The organism is Hymenobacter sp. BT730 (assembly GCF_030542105.1).
Taxonomy (GTDB): Bacteria; Bacteroidota; Bacteroidia; order Cytophagales; family Hymenobacteraceae; genus Hymenobacter.
Genome location: NZ_JAUOFB010000001.1, coordinates 1,357,911 through 1,371,929, shown reverse-complemented (window position 1 = coordinate 1,371,929; position 14,019 = coordinate 1,357,911). Strand labels below are relative to the sequence as shown.

At 54.5% G+C, this 14,019-nt stretch carries 14 protein-coding genes; 4 read left to right on the top strand and 10 right to left on the bottom strand.

The features are described 5' to 3' along the window. Window positions 1-192: 192 nt before the first annotated feature. A complete protein-coding gene (locus tag Q4G72_RS05970; protein WP_303310490.1) occupies window positions 193-1,206 on the bottom strand; it encodes a DivIVA domain-containing protein in 1,014 nt (337 codons plus the stop codon). Window positions 1,207-1,275: 69 nt separating this feature from the next. Next, on the bottom strand, window positions 1,276-2,223 hold the full coding sequence (locus tag Q4G72_RS05965; protein ID WP_303310489.1) for a WD40 repeat domain-containing protein: 948 nt from the start codon (window positions 2,221-2,223) through the stop codon (window positions 1,276-1,278). A gap of 104 nt (window positions 2,224-2,327) precedes the next feature. Between Q4G72_RS05965 and Q4G72_RS05960 the strand changes: the two genes are divergently transcribed. Together Q4G72_RS05960 and Q4G72_RS05955 are read left to right on the top strand one after the other, a co-directional pair. After that, window positions 2,328-2,990: a 4'-phosphopantetheinyl transferase superfamily protein gene (locus Q4G72_RS05960; protein ID WP_303310487.1), complete on the top strand. Its 663-nt coding sequence runs from the start codon at window positions 2,328-2,330 to the stop codon at window positions 2,988-2,990. 10 nt (window positions 2,991-3,000) lie between these two features. Continuing rightward, entirely contained in the window at window positions 3,001-3,615 is a 615-nt protein-coding gene (locus Q4G72_RS05955; protein WP_303310486.1) for a redoxin domain-containing protein, read from the top strand. A 96-nt stretch (window positions 3,616-3,711) separates the two neighbouring features. Here the strand turns inward: Q4G72_RS05955 and Q4G72_RS05950 are convergent, their stop codons facing one another. After that, a complete protein-coding gene (locus tag Q4G72_RS05950) occupies window positions 3,712-4,596 on the bottom strand; it encodes a transglutaminase-like domain-containing protein (RefSeq protein ID WP_303310485.1) in 885 nt (294 codons plus the stop codon). Window positions 4,597-4,858: 262 nt separating this feature from the next. Here Q4G72_RS05950 and Q4G72_RS05945 point away from each other — a divergent pair, with 262 nt between their 5' ends. Beyond that, the gene (locus Q4G72_RS05945; protein WP_303310484.1) at window positions 4,859-5,218 is read left to right on the top strand and encodes a DUF3703 domain-containing protein; all 360 of its coding nucleotides are present in this window, start codon (window positions 4,859-4,861) and stop codon (window positions 5,216-5,218) included. Window positions 5,219-5,258: 40 nt separating this feature from the next. On the opposite strand, the gene Q4G72_RS05940 is transcribed toward Q4G72_RS05945, so the two are convergent. The 7 genes from Q4G72_RS05940 to Q4G72_RS05910 form a co-directional block, all read right to left on the bottom strand. Further along, on the bottom strand, window positions 5,259-5,831 hold the full coding sequence (locus Q4G72_RS05940) for a DUF1572 domain-containing protein (RefSeq protein ID WP_303310483.1): 573 nt from the start codon (window positions 5,829-5,831) through the stop codon (window positions 5,259-5,261). A gap of 42 nt (window positions 5,832-5,873) precedes the next feature. Then, window positions 5,874-6,332, bottom strand: a complete 459-nt coding sequence (locus Q4G72_RS05935; RefSeq protein WP_303310482.1) for a GNAT family N-acetyltransferase — start codon at window positions 6,330-6,332, stop codon at window positions 5,874-5,876. Window positions 6,333-6,354: 22 nt separating this feature from the next. Then, window positions 6,355-6,756: a hypothetical protein gene (locus Q4G72_RS05930; RefSeq protein ID WP_303310481.1), complete on the bottom strand. Its 402-nt coding sequence runs from the start codon at window positions 6,754-6,756 to the stop codon at window positions 6,355-6,357. Between the two features lie 58 nt (window positions 6,757-6,814). Then, window positions 6,815-7,366, bottom strand: a complete 552-nt coding sequence (locus tag Q4G72_RS05925; RefSeq protein ID WP_303310480.1) for a hypothetical protein — start codon at window positions 7,364-7,366, stop codon at window positions 6,815-6,817. A gap of 29 nt (window positions 7,367-7,395) precedes the next feature. Then, window positions 7,396-9,024, bottom strand: a complete 1,629-nt coding sequence (locus Q4G72_RS05920; protein WP_303310479.1) for an acyl-CoA carboxylase subunit beta — start codon at window positions 9,022-9,024, stop codon at window positions 7,396-7,398. Window positions 9,025-9,129: 105 nt separating this feature from the next. Next, entirely contained in the window at window positions 9,130-10,173 is a 1,044-nt protein-coding gene (locus tag Q4G72_RS05915) for an MlaD family protein (protein WP_303310478.1), read from the bottom strand. A 64-nt stretch (window positions 10,174-10,237) separates the two neighbouring features. Continuing rightward, complete coding sequence (locus Q4G72_RS05910; protein ID WP_303310477.1) at window positions 10,238-11,056, bottom strand: N-acetylmuramoyl-L-alanine amidase family protein; 819 nt, start codon at window positions 11,054-11,056, stop codon at window positions 10,238-10,240. Between the two features lie 128 nt (window positions 11,057-11,184). Here Q4G72_RS05910 and Q4G72_RS05905 point away from each other — a divergent pair, with 128 nt between their 5' ends. Continuing rightward, complete coding sequence (locus Q4G72_RS05905; RefSeq protein ID WP_303310476.1) at window positions 11,185-13,926, top strand: putative LPS assembly protein LptD; 2,742 nt, start codon at window positions 11,185-11,187, stop codon at window positions 13,924-13,926. Window positions 13,927-14,019: the final 93 nt, after the last annotated feature.

Sequence of the window (14,019 nt, the reverse complement as noted above, 5' to 3'; positions counted from 1 at the left end):
AAGAAGGCCCTGCGCTAGCGCAGGATGACAGGAAGGAGGAATTATAGCTGGGGCGCTTTGCCTCTGCCTATACATGACTTACTCAATAAAAACAGCCTTCATAAACGCATTTTAGCCAAAAGGAAAAGCCTACCCGTTTAGGTAGGCTTTCGTCCATTTACAAAATCCGTGAAATTCAGGCGAATCTGTGGCTTAGATTTCGTCGAAAAAAGACTTCTCGGTTAGCGTGGCCGAGTGCCGTGAAGGCGAAGGCTGCGTGATTTCCGGATGATCGGGGCTGATTGGGCGAATATCCGGGGCGGTAGGCTCAATTCGGGGCCCGGTTGGGTCGGGCACGCGGGCTGGCTCGGGCTGGTAAATACGGGAAGGGTCGCTCTTACCTGGGTTTTCGTTGGGAGCGGGATTGGGCTTGATATCCGGGCCGGGCGTTTGAGCCGGAGCCCCGGGGTCGGGCTGCTGCCCAGGCTTGGGGTTGTAGCCACTAGGCTGCTCGGTAGCAGGGCGAGCAGTAGTGGTGGCGTCACTACCACTACTTGCCGTGGCGGGGCGCGCTGCCGGGCTGCCTACGGCCGCAGCCGAAGAGGTAGCGGATGTATTAACAAACATAGGAGAAGCGGTTTCGGGGGATGAATCGGGTCGATTCACCTTTACGCTTGCCGCCCGCGAAAGGATGGCAGAAGTGGAGGATTTGGGCCGATTACGGCTTTTCTCCACTTTCTCCAGGGCATCGGTAGCCAGGTGCTGCAGGTCGCGCACCAGGGTTTCCAGCACACCTTCCAGGCGCTGATGTTCCTGGCCCAGGGCACTCACTTCAGCCTGCATTTCGGCAATGGTTTTTTCGGCTTGCTTGTAAGCATCATCTACCACCGAACGGGCCTTCTGCCGGGCATCGGCCAGCAGCTGCTCGGCCTTTAGCTGTGCTTCCCGAATGCGCAGCTCGGCGTCGCGCTGGGCCTGCTCCGTGATGCTGTTACCGGTATCCTCGGCCGTTTTCAGGGTGCGGTACAGAGACGATTCCACTTCCCGCATTTTCTGCACGTCCTGGATGGCATGGTCCAGCTTCATGCGCAGCTCCCGGTTTTCATCTCCCATTCGCTCCCACTGTTGCGAGAGTTGGAGCAGGAATGCCTGAACTTCATCTTTGTCTACCCCGCGAAAGGATTTTTCAAAGGTCTTCTGCCGGATATCGAGAGCGGTAATTTTCATGGAAGGAACTGGAAATGGGGGCCGGGAGACAGGAGACAATCAGTGCAGCACGAAAAGGCAGTCCAACACTTAGCTTCCTACTTCTGGCTCCGAACTGATTTGCCATACGGCCAAGGTGCGGTCGTCGCTACACGAAACTAGCCTATTTCGATGGGCTGACCAAAATAACTTGTTTACTGAAGTGCCGTGCCCAGCGTGCCGGGCACGGTCTAACACTCGCAGCAGGCGGAAGCTGTCGGCATCCCAGAGCTTAATGGATTTATCCATGCTGCAGGTAGCCACAAAGCGTCCATCGGGGCTGTAAGTAACGTGGTTGATGGCAAATAAATGGGCCACCACACTGAGGCGTTCAGTGTAGCCGGCCGCTACATCCCAAACGCGCAAATGGGCATCGCGGCCTGCCGTGAGCAGGAAGCGTCCATCGGGCGAGTAGCAGGTGGCAAATACGGAGTTGGTAGCGCCCGGAATAGTCTGCTTCAGGGTGAATGTCTCCAGGTCGAGGATGCGCACCAGGTGGTCGGAGCCACCAACGGCCAGTTCATTACGCTCTTCATGCAGGCTCAGGCAGCGCAGGCTTTTATGAGAGAGGGGCACCAGGCGCTCCAGCTTCAAATCAGAGGCATGCAGCACGGCCAGGGTGCCATTGCCAAGGGCTATGTATGTCCGCTGCCGGAGCTTAGAATAGGCTATATCAAAAATGGCCGCCGGAGGCAAGGCCGTGGCATGTACCAACTGGCGTGCCTGCAGATCAATGGCCTGCACGCCCTGAAAATTGTGGCCGAGCAGCAGCAAATTCTGCTCGGGAATATATTTGAGGGCATATACGGAGTTTTCTACCCGCGCCACCAGCGCGCCGTCGCGCGCCGGATTTTCCAGGTCCCACTCCACCACAAATCCATCGGTCCCGGCGGAGTAGACTAAAGTTGATTCAGGAGCACCGGCCAGTGCATACACACAGTCACGGTGCCCGGTAAGGGTAGCTAGTTTCTGCGCCTGAGGCCTAAAAAGCGTGGACATACCGTAGGATTTAGGGCGAAATTACGGCAGTTTTGACCAGCAGCGGCTGCTCCCGCTTTTCAGGGACCTGTTCCAAGCCCAACGTAACCGTTGCTTTTTCTGCTATGCCATTACATTCCGTTGAAACCGTTGCCGACCAAAGCTTACTGGGCCTATGGCGCCTGACGGAGTCTGCGGAGCAGTTGTGGCCCCTATTGCCTCAGCCAGCGCACTACCAGCAGCACCTGCCACCCGGCCGCGATGCAGCACGTGCGCAGCAATGGCTGGGCGGCCGCGTGCTGGCGCACCAGCTGCTAGCCGAATTTTCTTTTGCCCCTTCTGTCGTGCTTCTGAACGATGCCAATGGCCGTCCTTTCTTCCCGGAACAGCCGGAATTAGCGGTTTCACTCTCTCATTCTGGTGAGTGGGTGGCCGCTTTGCTTTCTACCCGTGGGCGCGTTGGCACAGATGTTGAGCTAGTACGTTCCAAAGCGCAACAATTGGCCCCGCGGTTTCTATCGGAAACGGAGCAGGCCGATGCCGGCGACGATGTAGTAAAGCACAGTCTCTATTGGAGTGCCAAGGAAACCCTGTACAAACTGCATAGCCGCCGCGCTCTGGTGTTTAAGGAGCATATTCAGCTCGACCCGTTTGGGCTGCGGGAGGCCGGTGTTTTGACGGGGCACCTGCTCACAGAAAACTTCCGCAGCCAACACCAGATTCACTACCAGCGCCTTTCTTCTTCGTATGTACTCACATACACTCTCGATGCCTCTCCCCTCCTCTAAGTTTTCTGCCATGTCTTTCCGCCGTATTTCTCTGGCTCTGGCCGCTGCTCTCTTGTTTGGCGTGGTGGCGGTGGGCACCGTTCGGGCTCAGTCTGCGGGCAGCACCGTAGCCGACTTCACCCTGAAGAACGCCGCCAATGCCGATGTAAAGCTCAGCAGCTATGCCAGCAGCAAAGCCGTGGTGGTGGTGTTTATCAGCCAAAGCTGCCCCTTTTCTAAGCTCTACCAGGACCGCCTGAGCCAGCTGGCTACCACCTACGGCAGCAAGGGCGTGGAATTCCTGTTTATTGATACGCCCATCAACCTGGAGGCCAGCACGGCCGAGGGGGAAACGGACAAGCTCAAGATCAAATCAAGCAGCGCCAATAATTTAACCTACCTGCGCGATGACAGCCAGAAGGTGAGCAGCCTGCTGGGCGCTACCAAAACGCCTGAGGCGGTAGTGCTGCAGCCCAGCGGCAATGGTTTTGCAGTGCGCTATAAAGGGGCCATCGACGATAATCCGCAGATGGAAGCTTATGTAAAAGAGCACTACCTAGGTACGGTGCTGGCTAATCTTACAGCCGGCCGCCCTGCCGGCGTGGCCAACCAACGAGCCGCCGGTTGCCTGATTAAGAAGAACTAAGCTTAGCCATTGCGCTAAAGCACTACGCCACCAAAACAAAAGCCCCTGACGTCTGCATAAGCGTCAGGGGCTTTTGTTTGGCCGGCGCTAGGCAGACTATTCCTGCTCCCCTGCTTCGGGCTCTGAGTCAATTGACTGTTTATCTTCCTCCAGCAGAATAGCCAGCAGTTGGCTTACCTCGGCGGCTTTGCGCGGCTCCTGCATTTTCTCAAAGCTAACGGCCAGGTTCCGCAGCGCCCGGCGCACAATATCAATGTGCGAGCAGGGCTCGAAGAACATGTCATTGGCCGTCAGGTTGAGTTGGGCAATGTAGTGCTCAATATCGGTGCGGGACAGAATCAGGCCGCGGTTGTAGCAGTTGATGTAGAAAGGCTCAATGGTGGGCAGTGTAGGCTGAAAGGTGAGCACAAACAGATTGGGCAGGTTTACGCCATACACTGGTAGGTGCAGCCGCTGCGCCACCAGCAGGTAGATAACACACAGCGTAAGCGGATTGCCGCGCCGGGTCTCCAGCACCAGGTGCAGCATGGAGTTGGCCGGGGAGTGAAAGTTTTGGGTATTGGCCGCGAATTTGTGGGTTTTGAAGAACACATAGTTCAGCACCTGCACCTGGTCGGCGGGGTGCAGGTTGGGCTTCAGCATGGTCCAGGCCTCAAAGCGCAGCTGCTCAATGGCACGGTTCAGAGCCTGCAGGTCGGCATCGGGATATTGGTAGCTGTTGAGCAGCCACATACCTTCCAGCAGGTTTTCGCCGCCCGAGTCGCGCCACACGCGCAGGCGCTGTTGCAAGCCCTCAAACTGCAGATGATGGATCAGGTCCTCGATGCGCTGCTGCTGCGCCGGGTCCAGCGTTTCCTCCCACGATTCTTCCAGAAACGGGACAATACTCTCCCCCAGTGTCTGGATTTTGGCCTGAATATCAGGCGCAATTTCCGGGTCATCGAGCAGGGAGATAAGCGCTTTTATTTCTTTATTCGTCAAAGCTTAGAGCGTAGAGGCGGTAGAGCGGCAGAGTAGAAATAGCATAAGGAAGTGCAAATAAACGCAACTAGCGCCGGTTTCTGCTGTCGGCTGCCAGCTAGTAACACGGCTGTTGCGCCGGAATGTTCATTTTTTTGCTTTTACCCTGCCGAAGCACCATTGAAGTGCTTCGTAAGAGCGAAACTCTTAACCAGTTTCTCTACTTACGCAGGCAAACTGATATGTTAGAGACTGGTCTTCTAATTACCACCAGACCGAGCTTATGACCTCACCTTTTCTCCCCACTGTTTTGCAGGCTCCCTACTACGCCGAGCTGGCGGCTGCGCGCGCCGCATATCTACGCCAAGAATCAGCTACGGCCTTTCATCATCTGGAGCGCGCCCACATTTTGGGTCAGCGTTGGGCTTTATCTCATACGCATGTGCACATGCTAATGCTACGTCACGGCATGCGAACCGGCAGCCTGCGCGAGGTATTGGGACAAATCCCGCGTGTCTTTCTGGGCTTCCTGGGCTCCTTAGTAGGTCGGGTACCCATTGGCAACACTGGTGGTGCCAACGTGCCAGCGGAACAGCCCATGCCCCTTCCAACTGACCTGGAAGGTTGGCTGCGGCAGGCTTAAACCTGCCAGATTAGCCTAACTGCCTTACCCATGCTCACGACTATTCTTTTTCCTTTTTCAGGTATTCATCCGTGAAATGGGTAGTGCTTTTTGGCTGTGCGAACTTCTGCGCATTATATGCCTGGGAGTTACCTCGTGGAATGGATAAGGAATTCCACTGCCCATCTTTCACCATTTTACCGATGAACACAATCTGCCCGATATGGTACGGGTAGTGCGCCAGCTGCCGGTTAATGGCCTCAAGCACCGAATGTCCCTGGTTCCGGATATAGATGGTGGTGTTCCAGTTATCCGGCGTTAAAGAATCCAGAGCAGCAAACAAACATGCCCAGCCTTCATTCCATTTGGCAAGCAGCTCTTCTCTTGTCTGCACATCGTTATCGAACTCGGCTTCCCGATTGCGCCATTCCTTTTCTCCGTCAGTGGTGAGAAAATTGGTCCAGCGGGAAAGCATGTTTCCCCACAGGTGCTTTACGATGGTAGCAATACTGTTGCTTTCCAGGTTATACTGCCAAAACAAGGCTTCGTCAGGCAGCTGGGCAAACGTCTTATCCCCGAGCAGCTTGTAGTACTCAAACTGCTTTTTCACGCTGTTTAGGTAGTCGGCTGTCATAGTGCAAGGCGTTGTTTATTGGTTGTACTTCACTGCGAGCTGTCAGGAAACGGCAAGCTCTTTCTTCATGCACACGCTGTTGTCTACGCCTGCATACTGCCCGTAGTTGGGAATATAGGCGTAGCCGCTTTTCTCGTAGAGACGGATGGCCTCAGGCTGCTGTTTACCGGTTTCCAGCACACAGGCAGCGTAATTTAGCTCCCAGGCCCACTGTTCCAACTCAGCCAACACGGCACCGGCAATGCCTTGGCCTCGGTATTCCGGGCGCACAAACATGCGTTTCACCTCTACCTGCCCGGCCTCATATTCCTTGAAAGCGCCGCCGCCTACCGCTTTATCAGCCAGGTAAGCTACCACCACGTGGTTGATGGCAGTCAGCTTGTTGTACTGGGCATAGAAAGCATGGTCGTCGCCGTCTCGCACGGCTAAATCGTGGTCCAGCAGTGCCACCAGTTCCCGAAAATCGGGATTATCCGAAGTTGTTCGAAGTAGGGTTATCATCAGCCAGTTTTAATACGTTGGGTTACACCGAAACTTCCGGCTCGGCCAGCGGATGCCGAAACAGTATCAGGCCGAAAAGCACCGCGAAAAGGCCGTATACACCTGCCACCAACCACAGCGCAGTAGGGAGCTGCGGGGTGTTTATAACGGCTTTCAGAAACGCCAGCGCTACTATGAAGAAGTGCGCGAAATTGGCCAGCGCAATGGGCCGGTTGTAGATGCCACCAATCCGGCTGCCCTTCGCCATCCAGTTCAGCATAGCAAAGGCGAAGTAAAGCGCGCCCAGCAGTTGGAGCAGCAGCGTAAAAGCGGGCGCCGGGCTTATGCCGCATAGTCGAGCTATTTCATCCGGCATAAACGTCAGGCTGAGTCCGGCCAGGGCTAGTACAGCGGCACTCAGGGTCATAACGAGTTTGGTGTTCATTGGATTAGGGCTACTCTTTGCAAGTCCTTCGAGCTAATTCACTGTAGGAACCTCCCAATTACCGATGAGAATCAATCATGCTTTGTAATACTAAACCAACTCCCATAGCACGATTCTGTGGAAATCCCCCAGTAACATCCTGAGTAATTTTGGTCTGAATATAGACCTGCACAGAGTTATTATTATCTTCTAATTTGTAATAAACCCCGGTTAATGAACCCCACTCATTCTGGCGCATACCTCGTTTAGCAATCAGGTATTTATTGGGCACATCCGATTTTATTATTGAATACCCATGTGCCTCGAGGGCATACTTAATGAAATTGACCAGTTCAGTTTCGCTACCATTAAAGTGTTTATTCAAATAATATTCATTGGAGGTAGCTGTGGTCCAAGAATTTTGCGCCGGTATCTCCCCACGACTTAGAGCCAGCCTTGTTGCTCTGTTTTCGGCTGCGTACTTATTAAAATCAATAGCTGCAGCTGAATCAGGAAAATCGCCAACGTGCGCAACAGCCAAACAGCCCGCTTGCAGCAGTGATGCGAATAGTAAACAGGTGGTTTTTAAATACTGCTTCATAACAATGTCTACTGATACAGATAAGAGCACACTTCAGCCGGATAATTATTTTTATACCCTCACACCTGAATTACGCCCACATTATACGCCTTTTCAATGGGCGCATGGTTAGCTGCAGCAATGCCCTGGGAAATGACTTTGCGGGTTTCCAGCGGGTCAATAATGGCATCTACCCAGAGGCGGGCGGCGGCATAGTAAGGGGAAAGCTGCTCGTCGTAGCGGGCTTTGATGCGGTCCAGCAGTTCCTTTTCGGCTTCGGGGGTGATGACTTCGCCTTTGGCTTTCAGGGAAGCCACTTGAATTTGGAGGAGGGTATTGGCGGCGGCGGCACCGCTCATTACAGCCAGCTGGGCGGTGGGCCAGGCCACAATCAGGCGCGGGTCGTAGGCTTTGCCGCACATGGCGTAGTTGCCGGCGCCGTAGCTGTTGCCGATGATGACGGTGAACTTGGGCACCACGGAGTTGGCCATGGCATTCACCATTTTGGCCCCGTCCTTAATAATGCCGCCGTGCTCACTCTGGGAGCCCACCATAAAGCCCGACACATCGTGCAGGAACACCAGCGGAATGCGCTTCTGGTTGCAGTTCATGATAAAGCGCGCAGCTTTGTCGGCGGAGTCGGAATAGATAACGCCGCCCATCTGCATGGCGCCCTTCTTGGTCTTCACAATCTTGCGCTGGTTGGCTACAATGCCCACGGCCCAGCCATCAATGCGGGCCAGGCCACAGAGCAGCGTCTGGCCGTAGAGGTCTTTGTAGGGCTCAAACTCGGAGTTATCCACCAGCCGATTGATGATGTCCATCATGTCATAAGGCTTCACCCGGTCAGAGGGCAGCAGGCCGTAGATTTCCTCCTGCTTTTCCCGGGGCAGCGCTGGCTCCGAGCGGCTGAAGCCGGCGGTGGGCGTAGCACCCATCTTATCGAAGATATTGCGGATGTGGTCCAGGCACTCTTCATCGTTCTGGAACTTGTAGTCCGTCACGCCCGAAATTTCAGAGTGCGTGGTGGCGCCGCCCAGCGTTTCGTTGTCAATGGTTTCGCCAATGGCCGATTTCACCAGGTAAGAGCCGGCCAGGAACACCGAGCCGGTGCCTTCCACAATCATGGCTTCGTCGCTCATGATAGGCAGGTAAGCGCCACCGGCCACGCACGGGCCCATAATGGCGGAGAGCTGCACAATACCCATGCTGCTCATCACGGCATTGTTGCGAAAAATGCGGCCGAAGTGCTCCTTATCAGGGAAAATTTCGTCCTGCATGGGTAGGTATACCCCGGCCGAGTCGACGAGGTAAATGATGGGCAGCTTGTTTTCGATGCTGATTTCCTGGGCCCGCAGGTTCTTTTTGGCCGTGATGGGAAACCAGGCACCCGCCTTCACCGTGGCATCATTAGCTACCACAATGCACTGCCGGCCTTTCACGTAGCCAATTACTACCACTACACCGCCACTAGGGCAGCCGCCTTCCGACTGGTACATGCCTTCGCCGGCAAACGCCCCTATCTCTACCTGTTCGAAACCTTTATCCAGCAGATAATCAATTCGCTCGCGGGCGGTGAGCTTGCCTTTGGCTTTATGGGCTTCAATGCGCTTTTCGCCGCCGCCCAGGGCTACTTTTTTCAGGCGCTGGCGCAGTTGGAAGGTGAGTTGTTTAACCAGGTCTTCGTTTTTGTTGAATTCCAGATTCATGCGGGTGGGAAGTGGGGAGGTAAAAGAAGCGGAAACGGGCGGGGGAGAAACGAAAAAAATCCGCCCGAAGGCGGATTTCAAAAGTAGTCAAAAATGACAGACAGCTTAGTTTTTAGGGGTTACTGCGGTATCAGTGGGTGCCAGGGGCTTCGTAGAGCTTTCCACGGTTTTGGTTTCGATTTTCAGCTCGCCGCCGGGCTTTTGCTCTATTTCCTTCTTGGTTTTTTCCTTACCGCCCCCGCCAAACACGGAGAAGTGCACGTAGCGCTTGGGGTTAGCCTTCATATCCACCAGCAGCGCATTGGCCGAGGCGGAGGTAGCATTGAGGTTGGTGTACAGCGAATCGTCGTTGATAAGCTTGCCCAACGAGCCTTTCGACTGGCTCAGGGACTGATTCAGGGACTTCATGGCCGTTTGCGCTTCCGTTACGGTGGCATTCAGGTTGCGTAGGGCCGGGCCTACGGGTGCTACCCGCAGGGAGTCGCTGAGCTGGCCGAAGTTGGCGGCAATCCGGTCAATCTTGCGGGAGGTAACGTTCAGGGCCTGCGTAAGCTGGGCCATGTTGCGGGTAATCTGGTTGATGTTGGATTGGTTGGCCACCAGCATTTTCTGCAGCTCGGCGGAGGTGCCTTGCGCATTGAGCAGTGTAGCCTGCAGGCTTTTCTTGGCATCCTTGTTCAGGAAGCTGTTGATTTTGATGAGGGTGGAATCGACGGTACCCAGCACAGGCAGGGCGCGGGCCTGGAAGGCATCGGTAATGCTGGCTACGGTATAGGAGCGCAGTTCCTCGCCGCCCTCATACACTTTAGAATTCTTACCCATAAACAGGGTAATGGTTTTGGAGCCCAGCAAAGAGCCCGACAGGCTGGCCACGGTTGAGTCGCCTACCACAATATTCTTACCCAGTTCGATGGCTACTTTGATGTGGTTTTTTTCTTCCGGCAACAGCTGCATTTCCTTCACCTGGCCCACCTGAACCCCATTCAGCAGAACAGGATTACCTACGGTCAAGCCGTCGACGTTGTCGTACTTGGCATAATAGGTGCGGTTGGAGGAGAGGATATTGCTGCCTTTCAGGAACCTAAACCCCACAAACAATAACGCTAGGGCCACAATGGCCAGCAGGGCTACTTTAATTTCTTTCGACACGTTGGTAGGAGTAGTATGGGGAGCGTGGGCAGACGAAAACGGAAAACAGGCTGCTTAGCAGCAATTAGTCGGCGGTAGTTGCCTCCAGCTCCTGTTTGTATTCTTTGAAGGCGCGGTAGACACCTGAGGCCATATACGACTGTCCCGATTTATCGTTCAGATACCGCTCCTCGCCGGGGTTGGTCAGAAAACCGGCTTCAATGAGCACGGAAGGCATAGCCGTTTTCCAGAGTACCAGAAAACCGGCCTGTTTCACACCCCGGCTGGGCCGGCGCACCATTGTGCGAAACTGTTGATCTACTTTTTGAGCAAAGCGGATGCTGTTTACCATATAGGCACTTTGGAACAGCGAAAATAGAATGTGGCTTTGGGGCGAGTGCGGGTCGAAGCCATTGTAGCGCTCCTGATAATTGTCTTCCTGCAGGATTACGGCGTTTTCCCTCTTGGCCACGCCCAAATTGGCATCGGTCTTGTGCGGCCCCATCGTCCACACCTCGGTGCCGTGCGCCCCGGAAGGGCCAGCATTGCAGTGAATACTGATAAACAGGTCGGCATTATGCTTGTTGGCAATGCCGGCGCGGTCGGCCAGTTCCACAAACACATCTGTTTTGCGGGTGTATACTACTTTTACATCCGGCATATTCTGTTCAATCTGCCGGCCCAGTTCCAGGATCAGCTTCAGGGAAACATCGGCCTCGCGGGCTTTCACGCCGGCGCAGCCCCGGTCTTTCCCGCCGTGTCCGGCATCCAGCACCACGGTGCGCAGCTTATAGCGCTTGGTGTGGTTGCCAGCCGAGGCAGGAAACGAGGAAGAAGCAGAAGGAGCCGGGCTGCCGGTAAGGAGCAGCAGACTTATAGTACCAAGAGCGACAATATTCCGCACAGAGTTCGTTAGTTGGAGGAGCAACGCGCTACCTTTGCATACTGCCACAAAATAAACGAAAAAACTACGTGGCCTCGATAGCGCCGAATTATAACTTATACTTCTTCCGCCTGTCTGGGCGGCCCGTAGTGCCCCTACTGCTGCTGTTAGGCTTGTGGCTGGGGCTTAATGGCAGCGCCTGGGGACAACGCAGGCCATTGACAAAGTCCGTGCCGCGGCCTGCCCAGCTAGCGCTGGATACCGCCCGTACGTCGCAAAGCGGCGACTCGTTGCGGGTATCGGCCGCCCCCAAAGGAGATATTGAAACCACGGTACACTACGTAGCCAAGGACTCTATCCAGTTTGATGTAAAAGAACGGATAGCCCATTTATACACTAAGGCTAAAATTAATTACGGCACGTTGTCGCTGGAAGCGGCCCGTATCTCTATTGATTACAACAAGAACCTGCTCAGCGCGGAAGGCGCCCCCGACTCCACAGGCAAAATACGGGACCGTCCCATCTTTAAGGATAAAGACCAGACCTACCAGGCCGGCCGCATTGCCTACAACTTCAAAACCAAGAAAGGCAAAATTGCCGAAGCCGTAACCCAGCAGGGGGAGGGCTATGTACATGCCGAGGTAGTGAAGAAAAATGCCCTGAACGAAGTATTTGGGCGCAACGGCAGCTACACCACCTGTAACCTGGAGCACCCGCACTTCTACATCAATGCCAGCAAAATGAAGGTGATTCCCCGTGAAAAGGTAGTAACGGGGCCCTTTAATCTGGTTATTGGCGACATTCCTACGCCGCTGGGTTTTCTGTTTGGCTACTTCCCCACCCCTGGTAAAAAACGGGCTTCAGGGCTGATTCTCCCCACCTTTGGGCAAACCACTGACCGGGGCTTTTTCCTGCGCAATGGCGGCTACTATTGGGCGGCCAGTGAATATGTGGGGGTACGCCTCACGGGGGAAGTTTACTCCGGCGCCGCCGACCAGTTTGGCGGCTGGGGTGCGCAGGCCGATGTGCAATACCGTAAGCGCTACGCGTATAACGGCTCCTTTAATGCCAGCTTTAGTCAGCGGCCGGAAAGCCAGATTCTGCGTTCTACGTCCGTTAGCCTCGACCAGCCCTATGTACGCCCCCCCTCGCCGCGTACTTTCTGGATCAGCTGGAATCATTCGCCGCAGCCGCGCCCGGGTGGCGGTCAGTTCCGGGCCAGCGTGAGTTTGGGCAGCCAGGCGTACAATGTGCTAAACAGCTTTGATACCCAGCGGTACCTCTCCTCCACGTATCAGTCCAACATTGGCTATTCCAAGGTGATTCGCAACTCACCTTTCAACTACTCCATACAAGCCAGCCAAAGCCAAAACACCGGCACCGGTGAAATGAACGTCACGCTACCCGACTTTACAGTGGGTGTTGCGCGGCAGTATCCCTACGAATGGCTGGGTCTGACGCCCCGAGGCCGCTTTTATGAGCAGTTTTCGCTTAGCTACGATTTGCAGGGCCAAAACCGCCTGACTAATGTGGAACGGGCCCGGCAACTGACCGTAGACGGCACCAGCATTCCCCTGATAGGGGGTACCAGCCAGGGCCGTCGTATTCCGGTAAACATTAATAACGTTGGCAACCTGTTTCGCAACGCGGAGTCCAGCCTTGTCCACCGCTTTGGCATTTCTCTGGGCAGCTACACCTTGCTGAAGCACATCAGCTTCTCCCCTTCCGTTAGCTACGGGGACACCTGGTATACCAAGAGCCTCAAGTATAAGTATGATCCTTTGGCCCGGGCTGTGCGCATTGATACCGCAGGGTTTGGGCGCGTGTGGAACTTCGCAGCGGGCGCGTCCGCGTCTACCAATATTTATGGTCTGTATGTGATAAAGGGGAAGAAGGTAGAGGCTATCCGGCACAAAATCTCTCCCTCCATTACCTATAGCCATTCGCCTAATTATCGGAAGAATGAATCGTTCTATGACAAGACCGACCTTTTCGATCTGCGGGACAACAATGGCAGGCTCTTAGGTGAAAGAAGAATCTCCCGGTTTGAGGGCTTTGGATCCGGAGTGCCTGGCGGCAGAGCCTCAAACCTCCTTACCTTCCGCCTGCAGAACCAGGTAGAAATGAAGGTGCGGGCCAAGAAAGATACCACCGGCAACACACCGTTTGAGAAGGTAAGTCTCATTGACGACCTGGGCTTTGGTACAACCTACGACTTTGAAGCATCAGAATTCAGGTTGGGGTCTATCAATGGAAGTTTCCGAACACAGATTGCGCGTAAGCTAAATTTTCAGCTGACCGGGATTTTTGATGCGTATCAGCGCGATAGTGCGAACAATCGTATTAACCGGTTCTTATTTGATCAGAAGAAGTGGCGTTTGGTGCGTCTTGACCGGGCTAACCTCTCCATCACTTATCAGTTTAATCCCGAACAGCGGAAAGCCAATCAGAAGAATACTTTAGCTCCTAACAATACACCTGTTCTGGGCGAGCCCCAATCTTCAACCCAGCAGTACGAAGAGTATGTAGATTTCAGCATTCCCTGGACGCTGAATTCTTCCTTTTCCGCCAGCTACTTCAACCAGCCCCCGGTGCTGCCGCGCGCCGGCGAGAAAACCACCTCCTCTCTTACCACCGTTACCCTCAACGTAAACGGCTCCGTGAAACTGACGGATAAGCTGCGTTTTGGCTACAGCAGCGGCTACGACTTCCGTAATAGAGCCGTCAGCTACACCTCTCTGGACTTCTACCGGGATTTGCACTGCTGGGAAATCAGTGGCAGTTGGATTCCATTTGGACAGCGGCAAGGTTATTCCTTTACCATTGCGGCCAAATCCTCGTTGCTGCAAGATCTGAAACTGAGCCGTAACCGCTCTTTCTACAACCGCTAGCCACCGGCTGTTGGTACGTTCATCCTAATCTAATAGCCCCTGGTCGCCAACAGGCTGCTTCCGATTACTGGAAAATCAGCAGCTTTGGCTTTG

Excerpts from the sequence above, each read along its gene's own strand:
- Q4G72_RS05970 (WP_303310490.1), bottom strand. The coding sequence starts at position 1,206 with ATGAAAATTACCGCTCTCGATATCCGGCAGAAGACCTTTGAAAAATCC.
- Q4G72_RS05965 (WP_303310489.1), bottom strand. The coding sequence starts at position 2,223 with ATGTCCACGCTTTTTAGGCCTCAGGCGCAGAAACTAGCTACCCTTACC.
- Q4G72_RS05960 (WP_303310487.1), top strand. The coding sequence starts at position 2,328 with ATGCCATTACATTCCGTTGAAACCGTTGCCGACCAAAGCTTACTGGGC.
- Q4G72_RS05955 (WP_303310486.1), top strand. The coding sequence starts at position 3,001 with ATGTCTTTCCGCCGTATTTCTCTGGCTCTGGCCGCTGCTCTCTTGTTT.
- Q4G72_RS05945 (WP_303310484.1), top strand. The coding sequence starts at position 4,859 with ATGACCTCACCTTTTCTCCCCACTGTTTTGCAGGCTCCCTACTACGCC.
- Q4G72_RS05940 (WP_303310483.1), bottom strand. The coding sequence starts at position 5,831 with ATGACAGCCGACTACCTAAACAGCGTGAAAAAGCAGTTTGAGTACTAC.
- Q4G72_RS05935 (WP_303310482.1), bottom strand. The coding sequence starts at position 6,332 with ATGATAACCCTACTTCGAACAACTTCGGATAATCCCGATTTTCGGGAA.
- Q4G72_RS05930 (WP_303310481.1), bottom strand. The coding sequence starts at position 6,756 with ATGAACACCAAACTCGTTATGACCCTGAGTGCCGCTGTACTAGCCCTG.
- Q4G72_RS05920 (WP_303310479.1), bottom strand. The coding sequence starts at position 9,024 with ATGAATCTGGAATTCAACAAAAACGAAGACCTGGTTAAACAACTCACC.